Origin of the sequence: Psychrobacillus sp. FSL H8-0483, from assembly GCF_038637725.1 — a bacterium.
GTDB lineage: Bacteria > Bacillota > Bacilli > Bacillales_A > Planococcaceae > Psychrobacillus.
In genome coordinates this window covers 3,011,203-3,034,346 of record NZ_CP152052.1, presented here as the reverse complement: position 1 = coordinate 3,034,346, position 23,144 = coordinate 3,011,203, and the positions used below count along the sequence as shown (strand labels likewise).

Annotated in this window: 17 protein-coding genes and 2 rRNA genes; 12 read left to right on the top strand and 7 right to left on the bottom strand. The window is 39.0% G+C overall.

Annotation, left to right across the window (positions count from 1 at the left end; genetic code table 11):
• Positions 1 to 122: 122 nt before the first annotated feature.
• Entirely contained in the window at positions 123 to 1,358 is a 1,236-nt protein-coding gene (locus MHB48_RS14615; protein WP_342598705.1) for an MFS transporter, read from the bottom strand.
• 138 nt (positions 1,359 to 1,496) lie between these two features.
• Between MHB48_RS14615 and MHB48_RS14610 the strand changes: the two genes are divergently transcribed.
• Both MHB48_RS14610 and MHB48_RS14605 read left to right on the top strand, forming a co-directional pair.
• Complete coding sequence (locus MHB48_RS14610) at positions 1,497 to 2,234, top strand: peptidylprolyl isomerase (protein ID WP_342598704.1); 738 nt, start codon at positions 1,497 to 1,499, stop codon at positions 2,232 to 2,234.
• A 16-nt stretch (positions 2,235 to 2,250) separates the two neighbouring features.
• Complete coding sequence (locus tag MHB48_RS14605) at positions 2,251 to 2,478, top strand: hypothetical protein (RefSeq protein WP_342598703.1); 228 nt, start codon at positions 2,251 to 2,253, stop codon at positions 2,476 to 2,478.
• A gap of 345 nt (positions 2,479 to 2,823) precedes the next feature.
• On the opposite strand, the gene MHB48_RS14600 is transcribed toward MHB48_RS14605, so the two are convergent.
• A complete protein-coding gene (locus MHB48_RS14600; protein WP_342598702.1) occupies positions 2,824 to 3,990 on the bottom strand; it encodes a MalY/PatB family protein in 1,167 nt (388 codons plus the stop codon).
• A gap of 74 nt (positions 3,991 to 4,064) precedes the next feature.
• Here MHB48_RS14600 and MHB48_RS14595 point away from each other — a divergent pair, with 74 nt between their 5' ends.
• On the top strand, positions 4,065 to 4,325 hold the full coding sequence (locus MHB48_RS14595) for a DUF1871 family protein (protein ID WP_342598701.1): 261 nt from the start codon (positions 4,065 to 4,067) through the stop codon (positions 4,323 to 4,325).
• Positions 4,326 to 4,447: 122 nt separating this feature from the next.
• Here MHB48_RS14595 and MHB48_RS14590 read toward each other — a convergent pair whose 3' ends face one another.
• Together MHB48_RS14590 and MHB48_RS14585 are read right to left on the bottom strand one after the other, a co-directional pair.
• Positions 4,448 to 4,660, bottom strand: coding sequence for a helix-turn-helix transcriptional regulator (locus MHB48_RS14590; protein ID WP_340922525.1), 213 nt, complete (start codon positions 4,658 to 4,660; stop codon positions 4,448 to 4,450).
• Between the two features lie 97 nt (positions 4,661 to 4,757).
• On the bottom strand, positions 4,758 to 6,095 hold the full coding sequence (locus MHB48_RS14585) for a sodium-dependent transporter (protein ID WP_342598700.1): 1,338 nt from the start codon (positions 6,093 to 6,095) through the stop codon (positions 4,758 to 4,760).
• Between the two features lie 271 nt (positions 6,096 to 6,366).
• Here MHB48_RS14585 and MHB48_RS14580 point away from each other — a divergent pair, with 271 nt between their 5' ends.
• From MHB48_RS14580 to yugI, 3 genes are all read left to right on the top strand, one after another.
• Positions 6,367 to 6,924, top strand: coding sequence for a sigma-70 family RNA polymerase sigma factor (locus MHB48_RS14580; protein ID WP_342598699.1), 558 nt, complete (start codon positions 6,367 to 6,369; stop codon positions 6,922 to 6,924).
• A complete protein-coding gene (locus MHB48_RS14575; RefSeq protein ID WP_342598698.1) occupies positions 6,914 to 8,533 on the top strand; it encodes a hypothetical protein in 1,620 nt (539 codons plus the stop codon). The genes MHB48_RS14580 and MHB48_RS14575 overlap by 11 nt, the downstream gene beginning before the upstream one ends.
• A 76-nt stretch (positions 8,534 to 8,609) precedes the next feature.
• A complete protein-coding gene (gene yugI / locus MHB48_RS14570) occupies positions 8,610 to 8,987 on the top strand; it encodes a S1 domain-containing post-transcriptional regulator GSP13 (RefSeq protein WP_342598697.1) in 378 nt (125 codons plus the stop codon).
• 166 nt (positions 8,988 to 9,153) lie between these two features.
• Here the strand turns inward: yugI and MHB48_RS14565 are convergent, their stop codons facing one another.
• A complete protein-coding gene (locus MHB48_RS14565; RefSeq protein ID WP_342598696.1) occupies positions 9,154 to 10,458 on the bottom strand; it encodes a sigma 54-interacting transcriptional regulator in 1,305 nt (434 codons plus the stop codon).
• Positions 10,459 to 10,593: 135 nt separating this feature from the next.
• Here MHB48_RS14565 and pruA point away from each other — a divergent pair, with 135 nt between their 5' ends.
• The 4 genes from pruA to MHB48_RS14545 all read left to right on the top strand — a co-directional run bounded on the left by pruA (position 10,594) and on the right by MHB48_RS14545 (position 15,979).
• Positions 10,594 to 12,138 (top strand): L-glutamate gamma-semialdehyde dehydrogenase, encoded by a 1,545-nt coding sequence (pruA, locus tag MHB48_RS14560; RefSeq protein ID WP_342598695.1) that lies wholly within the window; start codon positions 10,594 to 10,596, stop codon positions 12,136 to 12,138.
• A gap of 69 nt (positions 12,139 to 12,207) precedes the next feature.
• Entirely contained in the window at positions 12,208 to 13,401 is a 1,194-nt protein-coding gene (locus MHB48_RS14555; RefSeq protein ID WP_342598694.1) for an ornithine--oxo-acid transaminase, read from the top strand.
• An 83-nt stretch (positions 13,402 to 13,484) separates the two neighbouring features.
• Entirely contained in the window at positions 13,485 to 14,729 is a 1,245-nt protein-coding gene (locus MHB48_RS14550; RefSeq protein ID WP_340922511.1) for a Glu/Leu/Phe/Val dehydrogenase, read from the top strand.
• A gap of 86 nt (positions 14,730 to 14,815) precedes the next feature.
• The gene (locus MHB48_RS14545; protein ID WP_342598693.1) at positions 14,816 to 15,979 is read left to right on the top strand and encodes an iron-containing alcohol dehydrogenase; all 1,164 of its coding nucleotides are present in this window, start codon (positions 14,816 to 14,818) and stop codon (positions 15,977 to 15,979) included.
• Between the two features lie 24 nt (positions 15,980 to 16,003).
• On the opposite strand, the gene MHB48_RS14540 is transcribed toward MHB48_RS14545, so the two are convergent.
• Positions 16,004 to 16,993, bottom strand: coding sequence for a cation diffusion facilitator family transporter (locus MHB48_RS14540; RefSeq protein WP_342598692.1), 990 nt, complete (start codon positions 16,991 to 16,993; stop codon positions 16,004 to 16,006).
• A 16-nt stretch (positions 16,994 to 17,009) separates the two neighbouring features.
• Complete coding sequence (locus MHB48_RS14535; protein ID WP_342598691.1) at positions 17,010 to 17,729, bottom strand: MgtC/SapB family protein; 720 nt, start codon at positions 17,727 to 17,729, stop codon at positions 17,010 to 17,012.
• Between the two features lie 626 nt (positions 17,730 to 18,355).
• Between MHB48_RS14535 and MHB48_RS14530 the strand changes: the two genes are divergently transcribed.
• Both MHB48_RS14530 and MHB48_RS14525 read left to right on the top strand, forming a co-directional pair.
• A 16S ribosomal RNA gene (locus MHB48_RS14530) occupies positions 18,356 to 19,909 on the top strand.
• Between the two features lie 235 nt (positions 19,910 to 20,144).
• Positions 20,145 to 23,073 (top strand): 23S ribosomal RNA (locus MHB48_RS14525).
• The 16S and 23S rRNA genes sit together here, the layout of an rRNA operon.
• Positions 23,074 to 23,144 lie beyond the last annotated feature (71 nt).

Genomic DNA, 23,144 nt, shown 5'->3' with positions numbered 1-23,144 from the left:
ATCCACTCGCATTCCAGCAGGAGTCTACCGAAAATTATTTACTAAAAAACAACAGTAAAATATAACAGCGCTAATCTATTAAAAAGAATAGCACACTTTCTATAGAAAAGTGTGCTCATGTTTTAAGATAATTTTGCGTGAAGCTCTTCCTCTAATAGTACGTTTTCAAAATTTTGGACTGGTTTTTTTCTTGCAAAATAGATAATGAAAAAGGCGATCATGAACAATGCGCCTGTTACGAAAAATACCGAGGATATTCCAATATAACCACTAATAAATCCGCCGAACATCGGCCCTATTATATTACCTAAAAAGCGAAAGCTTGTGTTATAGCCCATTAATTCGCCCTGAACTTCAATCGGTGCTTCTCTTCTAATTATAGCTGTTGTGATTGGAATTAATCCACCAGATGCAATTCCAAATAAAAAGCGAAGAACGATTAATTGCCACAGTTCCGTTACGAATGCCTGAGGAACAATGAATAAAAAGGCAATAACAAGTAGGGCAGATAATACTTTTTCATACCCAATGGTATCTCCGAGTCTACCCCAAGGTCTAGCGAACAGTAAACTACCTACTCCAGTCGCACTAAAAGTAATACCTGCTAGTAACGCAACTTCACTGGAATCTGTTAAATGAGAAACATATAAAGAGAGAAGTGGTTGAATGCTAAATAAGCCAATTTGAATAAGGGAACTAATCATGAGTACATTTAAAATGAGTCGATGATGAAAAATACCTGAGATAACTGTTTTTCTAGAGTATTCATGATCTCCTTTATGCTTTACCCTTCGGATTTCATGTATTCCAAAAATAACGAGTAGTGCTGCTAATGATACAGCAATGGAAGTGATGATAAATGTATATTGGAACCCGAAAGTATCTGCTAAAAATCCACCTATAATAGGACCGAAAAGTGAACCTGAAACACTCCCCATTTGCAGAGTCCCCATCGTCTTTCCAGCTACATTTTTAGGAGTTTGTGAGCTTATGAAAGCAAGAGAAGTGGGGATAAATCCAGTTACAATCCCCATAAATAAACGCAGTACAAAAAATGCTTCAACAGAATGAACAAATCCCATTAGAAACACGCTTGTTGCGATACCGAAGCCATTAATAATAAGAATAGGCTTGTATCCATATTTATCTGCAATTCTTCCCCATACAGGAGACATTAAAAAGGCTGATACAAATGTTGCACCGAATACGAGTCCAGACCATTTTTGAACATATGCATCTGAAAAATCGCCCATTGTATTAATATATAGCGACAGAAAAGGCATAATCATCGTCATTGTGCTCGATACAAGAAAGTTAGAAAACCACATGATCGTAAAGTTTCTTTTTTGTACGCTCATCGAAATCCCTTCTTTCTATTTGTTGCGTACTTAAATTAATATTTATTATAGAACATTTCGTGTAACTAAGAAAGTTTAGATACTTTGTCACTGAAAATGCACTTTCAATATGGTAAACTATTTTGGGGTGATTAATTTATGAAAAAAGTCTTCATTTTTATGAGTATATTTACTGTAATTTTCTTAAGTGCGTGTGGAAATGATTCAGCAGACACACCAAAAGAGGATGTAATGACCAAAGAAGAAACATCTGTAAATACAGATACCCAACAACAAGGAGAGAAAATCATGTATCCACAACTTTCAACGGAAGTTGCTTCAAACGAAGCATTAGTAATTATGAATACATCAATAGGCGCAATAAAAATTAAGTTATTCCCAGAACTAGCACCAAAAACGGTCGAAAACTTTTTAACACATGCAGAAAATGGCTATTATGACGGTATCATTTTCCACCGTGTTATTGAAGATTTCATGATTCAAGGCGGAGATCCGACTGGAACTGGTATGGGCGGAGAAAGTATTTATGGGGAAGAGTTCGAAGATGAATTTTCCATGAATCTTTTTAACTTACGAGGAGCTCTTTCGATGGCGAATGCTGGACCAAATACGAATGGTAGTCAGTTCTTTATCGTTCAAGCTTCACAAGCTCCAGGTACAGTGGAGCAACTAAAATCAGGTGGTTGGCCAGATGAGATTGCAGAAGCATATGTAGAAATGGGTGGAACACCACACTTGGATCAAAAGCATACAGTATTTGGACAAGTGGTGGAAGGTATGGACATTGTCGATCAAATGGCGGTAGTTGAAAAAGATGCGAACGATAAACCAGTCGAAGATATTACGATAGATTCCATCGAAATTATTCAAAAATAAGTAAGGAAGTGCCAATGTGTTTACATTTTTACAGCTAGGTTTTCTCTATTTATATTTCCCAGAAGATAAAAAGGAATATATTCCAGTAGTACTTGAATTTCTATTAGTATTGATTATATGTATTCTGGTCTTTAGATGGTTAAAAAAGAAATCTCACAAAGACGCTGAAAAAGCAAGAGAGATAGAAGAGAGAGTTTTGAAAGCGAGAAAAGAAGAAATGGAAAAGCAGTTACCTCTACAATGAGGTAACTGCTTCAGCTTGACGACAAAAGTATTTCTATAAATGGTTATCAATAATAATGAAAAATATTCCTAAAGAGGTTACTTTATCTAATTAAAGGTAAAGATAGTGGATATCTATAAGGAATTGTTTATAAGGCAAGGGTCACCACGAAGACTCCTGTGGGAACAGCTTGAGCAGAAGACCCCGCAGGAACGCAGTGACGAGGAGGCTGAAGCCAAGCCCACGGAAAGCGAAGTGGTGGTCCTTGCCGAATTTATTATACAACTCTATGCACCAAAAATTGAGTTTGATTACAGTCTGAAGCAGTTACCTCTACAATGAGGTAACTGCTTTTCATATTTGGGGTTAGGACAGTGCATGGATGAAGCGTGCGACACCATCTTTTAATGTAAGAGGTGGGCATGCAACATTCATACGTAAAAAGCCATCTCCAGATTGTCCAAACTTCGTTCCGGGTTCGAGTGCAAGTTTGCCTTTCGTCAGTAAACGATTCATCATGTCTTTTTCAGAAAGTCCTGTACCACGGTAATCTATCCACATTAAATAGGTGCCATCTGGTTTAGCTACTTTTATACCATCTAATTTGGAAAGATGCTCTATCACATATTCGATATTAGAGGATAGTACCTCTAACAATTCCTCTAACCATGGTGCCCCTTGCTCATAAGCAGCTTGCAAGGCTGTTAAGGAAAATACATTTAACCCCATATCGCCTCGACTCTTGGATATATTTTCTAATACCTTTCGTTTCTCTTCATCTGGAACGACGATAGCAGCAGCTTGAATACCTGCTAAGTTAAATGTTTTGGTAGGTGCAAAAAAAGTAATGATGTTATTGATATCATCTGCTACAGATAGCATGGGTGTATGCTTGTTGGGGTGGAATACTAGATCAGAATGAATTTCATCCGATAAAATTAGGACATTATATTGTTGACAGAGTGCTGCCATTTTCGCTAAGTCTTCTTTGCTCCACACCTTGCCACTTGGATTATGCGGATTACAAAGGATAAATAACTTTACGTTAGATCGTAAACACGATTCAAATGCTAACCAATCCATTTCATAAGAATTTTCTTTTTCAATTAGACGACATGTAACAACTTCTCGCTCTAGATTTTGGGGGATACTTGTAAAAGGAGGATAAACAGGTGTATGAATACATATTTTATCTCCTATGTCAGTAAAAGCCTCTATCGCTTCTGCTATTGCAGGGATTACACCTTGACGAAATAGAATCCATTCGTTTTTAATCGTCAATTGATGTTTAGAATAAACCCAATTAGTTAGAGATGACCGTGTTTCTTCAGGAGCTACAGCGTATCCAAAAATAGGATGTTCCAATCTCTTCTGTATAGCGTCCTTAATAACAGGAGCAATAGCGAAATCCATATCGGCAACCCACATTGGAAGTATGTCAGTTGCATCATCCATTACATATACTTTTTCTAACTTATCCCATTTCTCGGAATGCGTATTTCGTCTTTCATGTACAGTAGAAAAATTATACAAAATAATTACCCCTTTCAATTTGCTATTATTATGTTATTATATCCCTAACTAATAAAAAGTAATAAGGTGAATGTATGGACTCAATTGAAATGAATAGAAAAGCAGTGTGGATACTACAACAATGGGATCCATTTAATATTGGGGTAGATGGTTACGAAACAGAAACAGCTGATGTAGTCGCTGATTTACAAAGCATCGATCATCCATCTGAACTAGCGAAGCGAATTCAGGGGATTTATGAACATTCGTTTGAACAGTGGATTCCGCTTGAGAAATGTGTAGAGATTTCATATAAATTGATTGCGTTAAAATATGAAATGAAATGTATCATTTAATAAAAATGGTCTATTAAATTAGGTTGTTGTTTATAGAAGCGTATATTTTCGGTAGGTAACAACATTATCTTTTAACTCAGCTAATAAAAAAAGCTTTCGGTTATTACACCGAAAGCCTTTTTTTATACTTCTTGTACGCCATCCAATAGATTGGAAGCAGGAACTTCTAAAGCATTTGATAATTTTAAGATTGTTTGTACAGAAGGTGTTTCACTTCCAGATTCATACGCTTCAAGTTTCCCGGTACCAATTCTTGTTTTTAAGGCTAGTGTTTCTAAAGAAATATTTTTTTCTTCTCTTATTTGACGTAATTGTTCATGTAATTCTTTTTTCATAATTCCATCCACCCCTTTAGAAAGTCTTAATTGTTATTATATTATAGCACAATTTCTTTTAGAACGGGTTTAAAGTATTGTCAGAAAAAGCAAATTTTCAAATAAACAATTTGATAACGCCTTGCACAAATACGATTATTATAGCAATAGGAGCGGCATACCGCACAATAACATGCCAAGTATTTAATAAATAATTATTTAAATTTAATTCATTTGAGAGATCCATTTTGGAGAACTTAAATCCAGCAAATAGGGATATAAACAACGCTCCTAGCGGTAATCCAATACTACTCGTAAAGAAGTCTGCAAAGTCAAAGAATGACATTCCCAATATCTGAATGTGGGAAAGGACTCCAAAAGATAAGGCACTTGGGATTCCAACTAAAAAGATTAAAAATCCATAAACCCACGCCGCTCGTTTTCTTCGATCATACTTTGATTTAATACCTATAGATACAACAATTTCTAACATGGAAATGGAAGAAGTCAGTGTTGCAAATAACAGTAATATGAAGAACAAAATTAAGAAAAACTGACCGAAAACAATCTTCTCAAACACTGCAGGTAAAATTATAAAGACTAATCCTGGTCCTGCATCAGGTGAAAAACCTAAAGCGAATACTGCTGGAAAAATAACTAGACCCGCCATAATGGAAATCCCGATATTCAAGAGAGATACACTAAGTGCTGAGCTACCTAAATTTGTTTCCTTCGGTAAGTAAGAAGCATAGGTGATCATTCCTGAGACGCCCACACTTAAAGAGAAAAATGCTTGTCCTAGAGCAAGTAATGCTGTTTCCCACGTGAAATACGACCAATCTGGGACTAATAAGAATTTAACCCCATCTATAGCGCCTTCAAGAGTTAAAGAACGAATCGCTAATACTACAAAGAAGATAAGCAACAATGGCATCATCCATTTACTTGCTTTCTCAATCCCGCCTTTTATCCCACCAGAAACAATACAAATAGTTAACAAGATAAAAACGCCCTGTCCGAGAAGCACTTCCCATGGGTTGGAAATAACTGTATTAAAAAGGTCTTCATAGAATGTCTCGCTACTACCATTTAAACTAAATGTAATCGATCGAACTAAGTAGGATAAAATCCAACCTCCAACGACACTATAAAACGATAGTATGATAAATGAGAAGATAAAACCAGACCAGCCAATTAAATACCAAGGTTTTCCGGGAGAAAGTTTTTTAAATCCCGTAACAGCGTCTGCCTGCCCTTTCCTTCCAATAATAAATTCGGCTAATAATATTGGTAGTCCGATAAGTAGTGTACATAAAATGAAAAGTAATACAAACACGCTACCACCGTTTGTTCCAGCCATATATGGAAACTTCCAAATAGCACCTAAGCCAATTGCACTTCCAGCTGCCGCTAAAATAAATCCGATTTTTGAGCCAAAATGATCTCTTTTTGTCATAGTAATTCCTCCTTTATCCCGCATTAACAGGCGGTAAAACGCCCACATCAGGACTTTAAAAACCTAGAAAGAATATGTGGGAGGTCATCCGCCCGTTAAAGCTCGAATGGTTCAACTAACAATCTGTAAGAGATAAACCCATACGGATTGAAGTTTCACTTTTTTATGACTGCACTATAGTACACGAGGTTAAAAGAAAATGTATACGTATTTGTGAAACATAATTGAACGATCTTTCGTATCACCTATATTGAAAGGGTGAGGGGGAGCAATGTCCGAATACGAACTAATTGAGCAAGCGCAACAAGGAGACAAAGCTGCATACACTGCGCTCATTGAAAAACATCAACGAACAGTTGAGAAATTTGCGTTTCAATGTGGAGTTCGTGTAAATGACATTCCAGATGTCACACAAGAAGTATTTGTAAAGCTGTTTCGGTTTTTACATCAGTTTCAGCGTGAGCGTTTTACTACATGGTTATACAAAATAACTTTAAATACAACGAGAGATTATTACCGGAAAGAAACAAAAGAGAAAGAAAAACAAGAAAAGCTAAATAATGACGTAGCTGTAACGTACTTAACAAAATCTGCAGAAGACCGAGTACTTATCTTTGAAGAAGATCGAGAATTGCATCAAACAATCCAAACATTAGATGAAAAATATCGTCATCCGATTATTCTGTTTTATTTTCACGATTTATCGTACGAACAAATAGCAGATGTCTTAAATGTTCCTATTTCAACAGTTAAAACAAGATTACTCCGAGGAAAAGGACAACTAAAAAGCCTACTTTCAACAAACGGAGGTGCAAAGCATGGACGATAAACAACTCGAAGATCGATTAGATTTACTGAAAACATCTTATGAAAGAGTGCCTTCTGCTGATAATACAGATGAAATTATAAAAAAAATAGTAGAAGAAAAAGTCCAACCTCCATACGAGAAGAAAGGTAAAGGGACTAAATGGCAAAGGATTACTGTTTGGACAGTTAGTATAGCTTGTGTATTTATCATAGGAATTTTAGGTGCAAGCTTCCTAACCGAAGATGTTGATCATGCAAATGAGGACGGAAGTGAGCAAGTAGAGTATGAATTGGATATCTTAACAGAGCAATTTCTAGAAGATTTAAAAGGCGTATATCCGAAAGAACGGGAAAAGAGAAGGCAGGTTTTAAAATTAACGGAAGAAGAGTATTCAAAAATAGCATTTATTGAGAGGGCAGATTCTACCTATAACTTCTATACCGAACCTAATTATTATAAAAGTTTGTATCATACGGCTACAACTCCTGAGACACTGCAAATTCATTTCGATGAGATAATAAGTTCCCTTTATTTACCTTCCGAAATGATAGAAGAGGTAATAAAGAATGAAACGACTTTATCAGATGAAGAAACTGCCCAGTTTTTTAATAGCTATTCTAGTAAAATTGAGGGATTACAACAGTTCTTTAATACAAAAGAAACCACTTCAGAAGATCAGATAAAGGCATTGGAGAAGGAGGGTCTATACGCTTTTCCTGAACCACCATATATACGATATAAAGTAGATGTAGAGCAAGTCTTTCGTATAAAGGAATACTTGGCTCCGTCTATTATTGGATATATTAATATGCTAGAGAAAGAACCTGTCACTTTTGCAGGCGAATTAATTTATTCTTTAAATGACTCGGTAGCAACCATGATGTTATTTGAAAATTATTTGTTGGAAAGCTCTGATTCTTATGTGGATAAAGATAAGATGAAAATTTATTACACAGAAATCTTTCATGCTGTAGTGAAAGGAACGATTGACCAACCTATTTTTGATAACGGGACAGTCAAAAAAGAATATCGAGAATTATGGAAAGCAATGGCAAACGAAACATCTAGTTATACTCCTGTGAATTTCATTTTGGCTCCAATTGTAGAAGAATTTGAAGCTACTAATTGGACACAGTCTGGTAGTTGGGAAGCTCTTGACTACAATGATATTGATGACGCTCTTCATTTAGCGATTAACGGAGATTTAGAGCAGTTTATAGAAAACCCTTCGTTTAAAGTATCTGAATCGTTAGTAGATCAAAATTTTATGCAAGGAATTCAAAAACTGTATAGTTCCTTTTCGGCATCATATGATCAAGCGGTTTTAAAAGGTGCGAGGGCTGAAGAGATTGTCGGTCTATATTATTACTGTACGCAACTTCAAGATTATGATACTCAATATGAGTTGTACGTGAAAGATAAAAAATATTATCCTATTTCAAAAGAAGAGTATAGTTTGAATTTAGGCATAACACATTTAATTGAAATTTGGAAATTAGAATTCCGGCAGCTTTCAGAAGATGAAGGTGTAGTGACTATTATTCAAGACACAACTGAAGAGGAACATGCAAGCTTTCAGCTCAAGCATACTGAGAATGGTTGGCGGGCTGCCTTTATGCCGACTCAGTGAATTTTGCCCACTTACTTTCTACTATGTTATAATTTAACATGACTAAAACGTATATAAGAAAGTAGGAACGGGTAATATGGCAAAAAATTATAAGGTAGGAGATGTGGTCGCGGGTAGGGTTACTGGCATTCAGCCCTATGGAGCATTCGTTAGTTTAGATGAAAATACGCAAGGTCTCGTGCATATTTCTGAAATAACGTATGGCTATGTAAAAGAAGTCAGTGAATTTTTAACGATTGGTCAAGAAGTGGAAGTAAAAATTTTGGAAGTAGACGATGGAGCTGGGAAAATAAGCTTGTCTATTCGTGAACTGCAAGAAAAACCATCTGCTCCTAAAAAAGAGGATAAACCACGTAAAACACTACAAGATCGTGTTGATGAACATGATGACGAAGGATTTAATACATTAAAAGAAAAACTAGCAGATTGGATCAAACAATCCATTCGATACTAGAACCAGGGAAGTCTCTAAAAATTGTTTACTAACAATATTAGAGCCTTCCTTTTTTGTTGTCGTTGTTTTAGAAGAAAATGTTAGGGACAAATCCTAAAGTCGCGACATCCATGTGGAAACGGAATTTGCGTTAAAACGCTTCCCAATAATTCACCAATTTCCTCCATTACTTTTTCATTTTCCGTAAGCGATATTGTAAATTTTGGCGACTCATCCCCAAAGCTTCCGCAGCCTTTGTAATATTGCTATCGTATTTTTCCATTGCTTTTTGTAAATAATAAAATTCCGCTTCTCTTAAATATTCATCCAAAGGAAGTAATTCTTTATCGGGGGAGATAACAAAATCCTCTGCTTTTTTAGAGGTTTCATTAAAATCCTGAACCTTCAATTTAAAGTGTAGAGGGAGCATATCAAATTTTAAAATACTTTCCGTTGTGATCATAGAGCTGATTTCATCTAAAAGTAGCTCTAGTTCTTTTAAATTCCCTGGCCACTCATAGGTTAAGAACGCTTGGATTACTTCATCTTCAACCTCTTGAATGGTCGAACCATAACGATTTAAATAACGATGAAAATAATCATGTATGATAGGTAAAATATCATCCGTTCTGTACCTAAGTGGCGGAATATTAATCGTCATAGTCGCAAAATAATAGTACAGTTCTTTACTTAATTGATTTTGATAAACTAAATCGATTGGATCCTGTCCTATACTTGCGATATATAGATTTTGATCTCTATTTTCCATTAGGATTTGTAAAAGCTTATTTTGTAAGTCAATGGATAATAAGTCGATTCTTTCACAGAATATAGTGCAGTTAGATAGATGTAAAAGTTCTTGTTCAAATTTATTAATAAAGTGATCATCTGAACTATGGCAAGGAAGGTTAATAAATTGTTCATTAGTCGGAGAAAGTTGATTGTGAATAGCTTCAGCAATTAAATCCTTCCCTGTACCAGCTTCTCCTATTAAAAGGACAGGCATTCGAACATGGGCAGCTTTCAGCGAACGTTCTTTTACTTCTTTCATTAATTGAGATTCTGCGGCAATCGTGGAGAGTGTTATCGCTTCGCTGTTCCTTTTTAAAGGTTGAAAAATAAGTCTTTCTAATGTGGTGATATCTCGGGAGAACTCAATCGCACCAATCAGGTTACCTTGTTCAAAAACGGGGTATGTATCATTAATCGTAGTAATTTCTTGTCCATTTCGATTCCAATAGGTTTGTTTAACACGTAATACTGGCTTGCCACTATGCAACACTTTGAGTAATGTACTTTCTTGTTGCTCAAATTGAAAAACCTCCAGAATGGAACGGTCGACCACGTCTACAGAATTTAGTCCTTCAATTTCTTTCATTTTTTCATTATAAATGATTGTTTTACCCAAGATGTCGACGGCGTGGATCCCTACAGTCACTTGCTCTGTTGCAAATTTATAAAAAGGAAGAAGATTATCCATAGTGTTAGTCATTTGGCTCACCTCGAAAAAAAATTGTGATTTTAGAATATTTTACTTGATTAACGCAATAATCTTTTGCATTATTATATATGTAATTGAATTAAAAGCGCAAATTTTTTTTGCTCTAACAATTAAAGGAGGATTTACATGATACCTTATAAACATGAAGCATTCACAGACTTTTCGAAAGAAGAAAATAAAAAAGCAATTAAAGAAGGCTATAAAGTAGTAGAAGCATACTTAGGTGATGAGTATCCATTAATCGTTGGTGGAGAAAGAATTACAACAGAAAGCAAAATTGTTTCTTATAATCCAGCAAACAAAGAGCAAGTTGTAGGTTCTGTATCTAAAGCTTCAAAAGAAATTGCTGCAAAAGCAATGGATATTGCAGATGAAACTTTCAACACTTGGAAAAAAGTAAAACCAGAAGTGCGTGCTGACGTTCTTTTCAAAGCTGCAGCAATTATGCGTCGTCGTAAATTTGAATTCTCTGCATTATTATCTAAAGAAGCAGGTAAAACTTGGGTTGAGGCGGATGTAGAAGCTGCTGAAGCGATCGATTTCCTTGAATATTATGGTCGTCAAATGCTTCGTTTGAAAGATGGTCAACCAGTAGAAAGCCGTCCAGGCGAATACAATCGTTATGACTATATTCCACTAGGAGTAACAGTTGTTATTTCACCATGGAACTTCCCGTTTGCAATTATGGCTGGTACAGCTGTAGCTGCTATGGTAGCTGGTAATACAGTTTTACTTAAACCAGCTTCAACTACTCCAGTAGTTGCTTATAAATTTATCGAAGTATTAGAAGAAGCTGGAATGCCTGCTGGTGTTGTTAACTTCATCCCTGGTTCAGGTGCTGAAATTGGTGACTTCCTAGTTGAACACCCACGTACACGTTTAATCAGCTTCACAGGTTCACGTGATGTAGGTTTAGGAATCGTAGAAAAATCATCTAAATTATCTGATGGTCAAATTTGGATTAAACGTACAATCCTTGAAATGGGCGGTAAAGATACAATCGTTGTAGATAAAGAAGCAGATTTAGAATTAGCTGCTCAATCTATCGTGAAATCAGCATTTGGATTTAGTGGACAAAAATGTTCTGCTTGTTCACGCGCTGTAATCGTTGAAGATGTATATGATCAAGTAGTAAATCGTGTAGAAGAGTTAACTAACGCTTTATCAGTTGGTGTTCCTGATAACGACGAACACTTTGTTGGTCCAGTTATCGATGGTGCTTCTTTCAAAAAAATTATGAGCTATATCGAAATCGGTAAAGGAGAAGGTCGCCTTGTTACAGGTGGTACTGGTGATGATTCAAAAGGTTTCTTCATTCAACCAACAGTAATTGCTGACCTATCTCCAACAGCTCGTATTATGCAAGAAGAAATCTTTGGTCCAGTTGTAGGTATTACAAAAGCTAAAGATTTCGACGAAGCAATCGAAATTGCTAACAACACTGAATACGGCTTAACTGGTGCTGTTATAACTAATAACCGCATGAATTTAGAAAAAGCTCGTGAAGACTTCCACGTAGGTAACCTTTACTTTAACCGTGGATGTACTGGTGCAATTGTTGGATACCAACCATTCGGTGGATTTAATATGTCAGGTACAGATTCAAAAGCAGGTGGTCCAGACTATATCGGACTTCATATGCAAGCAAAAACAACTTCTGAAATGCTTTAATATTTACGGAGGTAGACCCATCACAATGATGTGTCTACCTACCCTTTAAAAACAAAGGAGTATGTGTCTATGACTATTTCACAAAAAGTGATTGAACAAACTGAAAAATTTGGTGCTAATAACTATAATCCACTTCCAATCGTTGTTTCAGAAGCGGAAGGTGTTTGGGTAAAAGATCCTGAAGGCAATAAATTTATGGATATGCTTTCTGCGTATTCTGCAGTAAACCAAGGGCATCGTCATCCAAAAATTATTCAAGCATTGAAAGATCAAGCAGATCGAGTTACTTTAACTTCTCGTGCATTCCATAATGACCAATTAGGTCCTTGGTATGAAAAAGTAAGTGAATTAACTGGTAAAGAAATGGTATTACCAATGAATACTGGTGCTGAAGCAGTTGAGACTGCTTTCAAAGCTGCTCGTCGTTGGGCATATGATGTAAAAGGTGTGGAAGCAGATCAAGCAGAAGTGATTGCATGTAATGGGAACTTCCATGGCCGCACAATGGGTGCAGTATCTCTATCATCAGACCCTGAATACAAACGTGGATTCGGACCAATGCTTCCAGGTATCAAATTAATTCCTTATGGTGATCTTGAAGCGCTTAAAGCTGCGATTACTCCAAATACAGCTGCTTTCTTAATTGAACCAATTCAAGGAGAAGCTGGTATCATCATTCCTCCTGCAGGATTCATGAAAGCTGCACTTGAATTATGTCGCGAAAACAATGTATTGTTTATTGCCGATGAAATTCAAGCAGGACTTTGCCGTACTGGTAAAATGTTTGCGTGTGAGTGGGAAGAAGTTGAACCAGATATGTACATTCTAGGTAAAGCACTTGGAGGCGGGGTATTCCCAATTTCTTGTATCGTTGCTAACCGTGATGTATTAAGCGTATTTAATCCAGGTTCACATGGTTCTACTTTTGGTGGTAATCCAATGGCATGTGCTGTATCTTTAGCAGCTCTTGATGTTTTAATTGACGAAAAGTTAGCAGATCGTTCTCTAGAACTAGGAGAATATTTTGCAAACGCGTTAAAAGAAATTCAACATCCTTCTATCAAAGAGGTTCGTGGACGCGGATTATTTATCGGAATGGAATTAACAGAAGAAGCACGTCCTTACTGTGAAGCATTAAAAGGATTAGGATTATTATGTAAAGAAACACATGATACAGTAATCCGTTTTGCTCCACCACTAATTATCTCTAAAGAAGAGTTAGATTGGGCTATCGAGAAAATCAAACAAGTTTTTAATAAATAATAATTGATAGACAAACATCTACTAATTTGTGTTACAATTGTTCCGAAGAAAAACATTATGAATTAAAGAGGCGAAATAATCAAATGGCTGAAAATTTAAACCTGTTCACATCAACTCAGGCTGTAATTAAAGAGGCTTTGCAAAAACTAGGCTACGATGAAGCGATGTTCGAATTACTAAAGGAACCACTTCGTATGTTAGAAGTTAGAATTCCAGTTAGAATGGATGATAATACAGTTAAAGTATTCACTGGTTATCGTTCACAACATAACGATGCAGTAGGTCCTACTAAAGGTGGAGTTCGTTTTCATCCTGGAGTTACTCCAGAAGAAATGAAAGCACTTTCTATGTGGATGACTTTAAAAGCAGGAATTGTAGATCTTCCTTATGGTGGAGGTAAAGGTGGGGTAGTTTGTGACCCACGTGAAATGTCTATGGGAGAAATCGAACGCTTAAGTCGCGGATATGTTCGTGCAGTAGGACAAATCGTTGGACCAGCAAAAGATATTCCAGCTCCTGACGTATTTACTAACGCACAAATTATGGCTTGGATGATGGATGAATATAGTCGTATGGACCAATTTAACTCTCCAGGATTTATCACAGGAAAACCTTTAGTTCTTGGTGGATCACAAGGTCGTGACCGAGCAACTGCACAAGGTGTTACAATTATTATTAACGAAGCTGCTAAAAAACGTGGTATTGATATGACTGGTGCTCGTGTAGTTATTCAAGGTTTCGGTAACGCAGGAAGCTTCCTTGCGAAATTCTTAAGTGATCAAGGTGCAAAAGTTATTGGTATTTCTGATGCATACGGAGCGTTACATGATCCTAATGGTTTAGATATCGATTATTTATTAGATCGTCGTGATAGTTTTGGTACTGTAACAACTCTATTTGAAAATACAATTTCTAACGAAGAATTATTAGAGTTAGATTGTGATATTTTAGTTCCTGCTGCAATTGAAAATCAAATTACTGCTGAAAATGCTCATAACATTAAAGCTAATATTGTGGTAGAAGCTGCAAATGGTCCGACAACTACTGAAGCTACGAAAATACTTTACGACAGAGGTATTTTGTTAGTACCGGACGTATTAGCTAGTGCAGGTGGAGTAACAGTTTCTTACTTTGAATGGGTTCAAAATAACCAAGGTTATTATTGGTCAGAAGAAGAAGTAGATGAAAAACTAAATAAAAAAATGGTAGAAGCTTTTGAAAATATTTATGATGTAGCTACTACACGCAATATTGATATGCGTTTAGCAGCATATATGGTTGGTGTACGTAAAACCGCAGAAGCATCACGTTTCCGTGGTTGGGTATAATCAATAGATAAACAATAATGTGAACCGCTTGAATTTATCAAGCGGTTTTTTTATGATTAAAAAAGTACGTTGGAGGAGGAGTTTCGATGAATGCATTTTCATTTTATAATCCAGTAAAATTAATTTTTGGTAAGGGACAAATAGATAAGTTATCGGATGAACTTTCTTTATACGGAAAAAAAGTACTTGTCGTGTATGGTGGGGGAAGTATTAAAAAAAATGGCTTATACGATCAAGTCATGAATAGTTTAAAGCAGGCTGATTTCAAAGTCTTTGAATTAGCTGGTGTTGAACCGAATCCAAGACTTTCTACCGCAAAACGTGGAGCAGAGATTTGTAAAAAAGAAGGAATTGATGTTGTTTTAGCAGTTGGCGGTGGTTCTGTTATTGATTGTACAAAACTAATTGTAGCAGCTGCGAAGTATGAGGGAGACGCTTGGGATTTAGTTACACGTAAAGCCACTCCACAAGAAGCACTTCCTTTTGCTACAATTCTAACATTAGCTGCAACTGGTTCCGAAATGAATTCAGGTTCCGTTATAACGAATGAAGAAACACAAGAAAAGTATGGCTGGGGAAGCCCGCTTGTTTTCCCTAAATTTTCAATTTTAGATCCGGAAAATACATTTACTGTTCCACTTGATCAAACTGTCTATGGAATTGTCGATATGATGTCTCATATGTTTGAACAATATTATCACAATGCGACAAATACACCTGTTCAAGACGAGATGATAGAGGGCGTTCTTCGTGCTGTTATTGATACTGCTCCAAAACTTATAAAGGACTTAGGGAACTATGAGTTACGTGAAACAATCTTATTCGCTGGAACTATGGGATTAAACGGATTCTTACAAATGGGATATAACGGTGACTGGGCTAGCCATAACATAGAACATGCAGTATCAGCCGTGTACGATATTCCTCACGCAGGAGGCTTGGCTATCATTTTTCCAAGATGGATGCGCTATAATTTGAAAGTAAATCCAGAGCGATTTGCGAAGCTAGCAACAAACGTGTTTCATGTAAATCCCACAGGAAAGTCTGTCGAAGAAGTTGCATTAGAAGGTATTGACCGCTTAGCAGAGTTTTGGGCTTCATTAGACGCTCCATCAAATTTAGCGGATTACCATATTGATGGTTCTAAAATTGACCTAATGGTTGAAAAAGCGATGGCACGTGGAAATTACGGTAACTTTAATCAATTAAATGCAGAAGACACGAAACAAATTTTAACTGCATGTTTATAAAAAAGAAAAACACATGACTGGAAATCAGTCATGTGTTTTTAATACAGTTCGAGCATCCTTATGGGTCCATTCTTGAACGCCATCATCTTCATCAAATGAGATGATTACATCTGTAACGCCCTGTTGACTTAAGATAAGGTCTTTTAATACATCACGAATGTCGTCTAGTTGTGCAAAGGTAAGGCTCGGATCGATTTCTGCAACTAACTTCACGTGCAAAAATTCTCCTTCTTTTATTACTTCTAATTCTTGAATATCTTTTACCTGCTCGTTTTCTGAAACGATAAGTGCAATATGAACAAGCATTTGCTCATCGGTTTCTCCTAATGCGCCTCGTGCATTATCTAAGAAAACTTTTCCTACAACATAGAACATCATAAGTCCAATCATAATAGAAGCAATACCCTCAGCTTGTAAAAATCCTGTAAAATGAGAAATCAGTACCGCCACGAATGCCAGTACACCACCAGATGTAGCGACTAAATCTTCCATAAATACAAGTTTTGTAGCAGGTTTAGCACGTTTTAAATGAGCAAAACTAGTTGTAAGAGGAGAAAGGAATGATGTTCCTTTAACACCAACATCGTGTAAGATTTCTTTTCCAGCTTTATATAGAACTACTGTTTCCAAGATGATACCAATTCCTAAAACGATAAGCGAGATAGCGACACCTGTTGATTCTGCAGGATGTTGGATGTGGTGCCATCCTTCTTTAATCGTCTCGTACGAAAGGATACCAACCAAAATAACGGCTCCTAAACAAACAAGATTCACTAATCTTCCAAAACCGTTTGGAAATTTGGGAGTAGGTGCTTTTTTGGATAATGCTGAGCCGATAAACACAAAAAACTGGTTAGCTGCATCACCAATTGAGTGCATCATTTCTGCAAACATAGCTACATTACCTGTGAGAAAAAATGCTCCACCTTTTAAAGCAGCTATAATTGTGTTAACTATTGCTGCAATTAAGGAAGGTTTGTTTCCACCTTTTAATAGTCTAAAAAATTCTCCCATATGTTAGCTCCTTTTGTTAGATAGATTCTACTTCTACAGTTTCGATGAACTCCAGATTTATGATGGAGTGATAAAATTCAACAGTATTTTTTTGGGTAAGTATAGATAATCGAATATAAATCTCATGCTTAATAATATTATTGTCTAAAATGATATCTTTAATCCGAATACTTTCTATATAGAAGCCATTAGCTTTTAAATACTCATACATTTTAGTAATACTGTCTGTATTTGAAACGACCACTTTTAATGATAATTCCTTGGATCTCAGTCTTTTTGGTCCAATTTTAGCTAGAAGCGGAGGAATAACCTCAATACCAATTAAAACAATAAAAACACTTAAGGTAGCTTCTAAATAAAAACCTGCTCCAATTGCAATTCCAATCCCACCAGCTCCCCAAATCATGGCAGCGGTTGTCAAGCCGCTAATGCTGTCGTTTCCTTTGCGTAAAATAACGCCAGCACCAAGAAAACCAATACCACTTACAATTTGAGCCGCTAAGCGTAGTGGATCCATTGTAATGTTAACACCTTCATGTCCATGGGCTTTGTATGCTGATTCTATAGATATGTATGTTAACAAACAACTAAAAGTAGCGATAACTATACTTGTCTTTAATCCAATCGGTTTCTTCTTAAGTTCCCTCTCTATACCTATTATTAAACTTAATACTGCAGCAAAAGATAATTTAAATATGATTTCTGTACTTCCGTTTAAATTGGCAAACCAATCCATGATGGATACCTCCTCTTCACTTGCGATATATAACAATATGTGAAAATCGAATTCTTATTCTTACATACCCTTTTAAAAGATGTATCACTTATCTCATTAGAAAAGGGTGTTTCATTGAACGTATATTTTATAATCTATATTAATAAAGTACTTAGTTTAGTAGAAAAGCTAAAAACTGTACGAGGAGAGTGTAATGTTCATTAGTGGAAGTTTGATTGAAGTGGTATTGTAATCAAATGGATAAGGAAGAAAAGTGTTTATAAGAAAGCAAATTTCCTTTTAAGTATATGTATTAATAGGGAATAGAGTTATTAATGAATTAAATATACCTTTTTTATAAAAAAAGGGTTGCTTTTTATTTTATAAACATGTATATTAATACTTGTCCTTCGGAACGAGAGTTAAACAAAATTAAAAACTTAAAAAAATGTTTGACATCACATCCGAAAGAAGTTATACTAATAAAGTCGTCAAAACGAGAAAACAACATGAACATTGAAAACTGAACATGCAAAACGTTAAGACATATAGCTTGAAAGACTAACTTCTGTTAGTTTGATAGCAAAACAATTTTGACATCATTTAATGATGATGCCAGCAAAACAAATGAGCTTTTTAAGTTCTCTATTATGGAGAGTTTGATCCTGGCTCAGGACGAACGCTGGCGGCATGCCTAATACATGCAAGTCGAGCGAATGACGAAGAAGCTTGCTTCTTCTGATTTAGCGGCGGACGGGTGAGTAACACGTGGGCAACCTGCCCTGTAGATTGGGATAACTCCGGGAAACCGGGGCTAATACCAAATAATCCATTTCCTCACATGTGGAAATGTTAAAAGACGGTTTCGGCTGTCACTACAGGATGGGCCCGCGGCGCATTAGCTAGTTGGTAGGGTAACGGCCTACCAAGGCGACGATGCGTAGCCGACCTGAGAGGGTGATCGGCCACACTGGGACTGAGACACGGCCCAGACTCCTACGGGAGGCAGCAGTAGGGAATCTTCCACAATGGACGAAAGTCTGATGGAGCAATGCCGCGTGAGTGAAGAAGGTTTTCGGATCGTAAAACTCTGTTGTAAGGGAAGAACAAGTACGAGAGTAACTGCTCGTACCTTGACGGTACCTTATTAGAAAGCCACGGCTAACTACGTGCCAGCAGCCGCGGTAATACGTAGGTGGCAAGCGTTGTCCGGAATTATTGGGCGTAAAGCGCGCGCAGGCGGTCCTTTAAGTCTGATGTGAAATCCCACGGCTCAACCGTGGAAGGTCATTGGAAACTGGGGGACTTGAGTACAGAAGAGGAAAGCGGAATTCCAAGTGTAGCGGTGAAATGCGTAGAGATTTGGAGGAACACCAGTGGCGAAGGCGGCTTTCTGGTCTGTAACTGACGCTGAGGCGCGAAAGCGTGGGGAGCAAACAGGATTAGATACCCTGGTAGTCCACGCCGTAAACGATGAGTGCTAAGTGTTAGGGGGTTTCCGCCCCTTAGTGCTGCAGCTAACGCATTAAGCACTCCGCCTGGGGAGTACGGTCGCAAGACTGAAACTCAAAGGAATTGACGGGGGCCCGCACAAGCGGTGGAGCATGTGGTTTAATTCGAAGCAACGCGAAGAACCTTACCAGGTCTTGACATCCCGCTGACCGTTCTAGAGATAGATCTTTCCCTTCGGGGACAGCGGTGACAGGTGGTGCATGGTTGTCGTCAGCTCGTGTCGTGAGATGTTGGGTTAAGTCCCGCAACGAGCGCAACCCTTGATCTTAGTTGCCAGCATTCAGTTGGGCACTCTAAGGTGACTGCCGGTGATAAACCGGAGGAAGGTGGGGATGACGTCAAATCATCATGCCCCTTATGACCTGGGCTACACACGTGCTACAATGGACGGTACAGAGGGTCGCAACCCCGCGAGGGTGAGCTAATCCCATAAAACCGTTCTCAGTTCGGATTGTAGGCTGCAACTCGCCTACATGAAGCCGGAATCGCTAGTAATCGTGGATCAGCATGCCACGGTGAATACGTTCCCGGGCCTTGTACACACCGCCCGTCACACCACGAGAGTTTGTAACACCCGAAGTCGGTGGGGTAACCCTTACGGGAGCCAGCCGCCGAAGGTGGGACAGATGATTGGGGTGAAGTCGTAACAAGGTAGCCGTATCGGAAGGTGCGGCTGGATCACCTCCTTTCTAAGGATATATTACGGAATACAGATTTTTATCTGTATCTTAACGTTTTGCAGTTCAGTTTTGAATGTTCATTTTTATGAGCATTTGAAAACTTGTTCTTTGAAAACTGGATAAAACGACATTGAAAGAAACAAATTCAAGAAATTCAATTTGTAATCACTTCGGTGATTATATGTTGTGTAGTACTTTTAACTACTAATTTTGAATGGACTCCAAGTAATTGGAAGCCATATTAGGTTAAGTTAATAAGGGCGCACGGTGAATGCCTTGGCACTAGGAGCCGAAGAAGGACGGCACTAACACCGATATGCTTCGGGGAGCTGTAAGTGAGCTTTGATCCGGAGATTTCCGAATGGGGAAACCCACTGTTCGTAATGGAGCAGTACATTTACGTGAATACATAGCGTATCTGTGGCACACCCAGGGAACTGAAACATCTAAGTACCTGGAGGAAGAGAAAGAAAAATCGATTCCCTGAGTAGCGGCGAGCGAAACGGGAATAGCCCAAACCAAGAGGCTTGCCTCTTGGGGTTGTAGGACACTCTACATAGAGTTACAAAGGAATGAGCTAGACGAAGCGATCTGGAAAGGTCCGCAGGATAGGGTAAAAGCCCCGTAGTCAAAAGTTCATTCTCTCTTGAGTGTATCCTGAGTACGGCGGAACACGTGAAATTCCGTCGGAATCTGGGAGGACCATCTCCCAAGGCTAAATACTACCTAGTGACCGATAGTGAACCAGTACCGTGAGGGAAAGGTGAAAAGCACCCCGGAAGGGGAGTGAAATAGATCCTGAAACCGTGTGCCTACAAGTAGTTAGAGCCCGTTAATGGGTGATAGCGTGCCTTTTGTAGAATGAACCGGCGAGTTACGATTACATGCAAGGTTAAGTTGAGAAGACGGAGCCGCAGCGAAAGCGAGTCTGAATAGGGCGAATGAGTATGTGGTCGTAGACCCGAAACCAGGTGATCTACCCATGTCCAGGATGAAGGTAAGGTAACACTTACTGGAGGTCCGAACCCACGCACGTTGAAAAGTGCGGGGATGAGGTGTGGGTAGCGGAGAAATTCCAATCGAACCTGGAGATAGCTGGTTCTCTCCGAAATAGCTTTAGGGCTAGCCTCAAACGTTAAGAATCTTGGAGGTAGAGCACTGTTTGGACTAGGGGCCCATCCCGGGTTACCGAATTCAGACAAACTCCGAATGCCAATGATTTATGTTTGGGAGTCAGACTGCGAGTGATAAGATCCGTAGTCAAGAGGGAAACAGCCCAGACCACCAGCTAAGGTCCCAAAGTATTTGTTAAGTGGAAAAGGATGTGGCGTTGCTTAGACAACCAGGATGTTGGCTTAGAAGCAGCCATCATTTAAAGAGTGCGTAATAGCTCACTGGTCGAGTGACGCTGCGCCGAAAATGTATCGGGGCTAAACAAATCACCGAAGCTGTGGATTGATACCTTTGGTATCAGTGGTAGGAGAGCGTTCTAAGGGCGTTGAAGTCAGACCGGAAGGACTGGTGGAGCGCTTAGAAGTGAGAATGCCGGTATGAGTAGCGAAAGACGGGTGAGAATCCCGTCCACCGTATGACTAAGGTTTCCTGAGGAAGGCTCGTCCGCTCAGGGTTAGTCGGGACCTAAGTCGAGGCCGATAGGCGTAGACGATGGACAACAGGTTGATATTCCTGTACCACCAAACCACCGTTTGAGTAATGGGGGGACGCAGAAGGATAGGGTAAGCGTGCTGTTGGTTATGCACGTCCAAGCAGTAAGGTGTGAATGTAGGAAAATCCGCATTCTATAACATTGAGCTGTGATGGCGAGGACTTAGTCCGAAGTTCCTGATTTCACACTGCCAAGAAAAGCCTCTAGCGAGGTGATAGGTGCCCGTACCGCAAACCGACACAGGTAGTCGAGGAGAGAATCCTAAGGTGAGCGAGAGAACTCTCGTTAAGGAACTCGGCAAAATGACCCCGTAACTTCGGGAGAAGGGGTGCTCTTTTGGGTGAATAGCCTAGAAGAGCCGCAGTGAATAGGCCCAGGCGACTGTTTAGCAAAAACACAGGTCTCTGCAAAACCGTAAGGTGAAGTATAGGGGCTGACGCCTGCCCGGTGCTGGAAGGTTAAGAGGAGTGCTTAGCGCAAGCGAAGGTGCGAATTGAAGCCCCAGTAAACGGCGGCCGTAACTATAACGGTCCTAAGGTAGCGAAATTCCTTGTCGGGTAAGTTCCGACCCGCACGAAAGGCGTAACGATCTGGGCACTGTCTCAACGAGAGACTCGGTGAAATTATAGTACCTGTGAAGATGCAGGTTACCCGCGACAGGACGGAAAGACCCCGTGGAGCTTTACTATAGCTTGATATTGAATTTTGGTGCAACTTGTACAGGATAGGCAGGAGCCTTAGAGCCCGGAGCGCCAGCTTCGGAGGAGGCGTCGGTGGGATACTGCCCTGGTTGTATTGAAATTCTAACCCATACCCGTAACCCGGGTAGGAGACAGTGTCAGGCGGGTAGTTTGACTGGGGCGGTCGCCTCCTAAAGTGTAACGGAGGCGCCCAAAGGTTCCCTCAGAATGGTTGGAAATCATTCGAAGAGTGTAAAGGCAGAAGGGAGCTTGACTGCGAGACCTACAAGTCGAGCAGGGTCGAAAGACGGGCTTAGTGATCCGGTGGTTCCGCATGGAAGGGCCATCGCTCAACGGATAAAAGCTACCCCGGGGATAACAGGCTTATCTCCCCCAAGAGTCCACATCGACGGGGAGGTTTGGCACCTCGATGTCGGCTCATCGCATCCTGGGGCTGTAGTCGGTCCCAAGGGTTGGGCTGTTCGCCCATTAAAGCGGTACGCGAGCTGGGTTCAGAACGTCGTGAGACAGTTCGGTCCCTATCCGTCGTGGGCGTAGGAAATTTGAGAGGAGCTGTCCTTAGTACGAGAGGACCGGGATGGACACACCGCTGGTGTACCAGTTGTTCTGCCAAGAGCATCGCTGGGTAGCTATGTGTGGACGGGATAAGTGCTGAAAGCATCTAAGCACGAAGCCCCCCTCAAGATGAGATTTCCCATTACGCAAGTAAGTAAGATCCCTCAAAGACGATGAGGTAGATAGGTTCGGGGTGGAAGCGTGGCGACACGTGCAGCTGACGAATACTAATCGATCGAGGACTTAACCAAAATAGAATTTACAGAATTCAATGTCTTTTATCCAGTTTTGAAAGAATAATTTTTTTAAAAAAACACTTGTA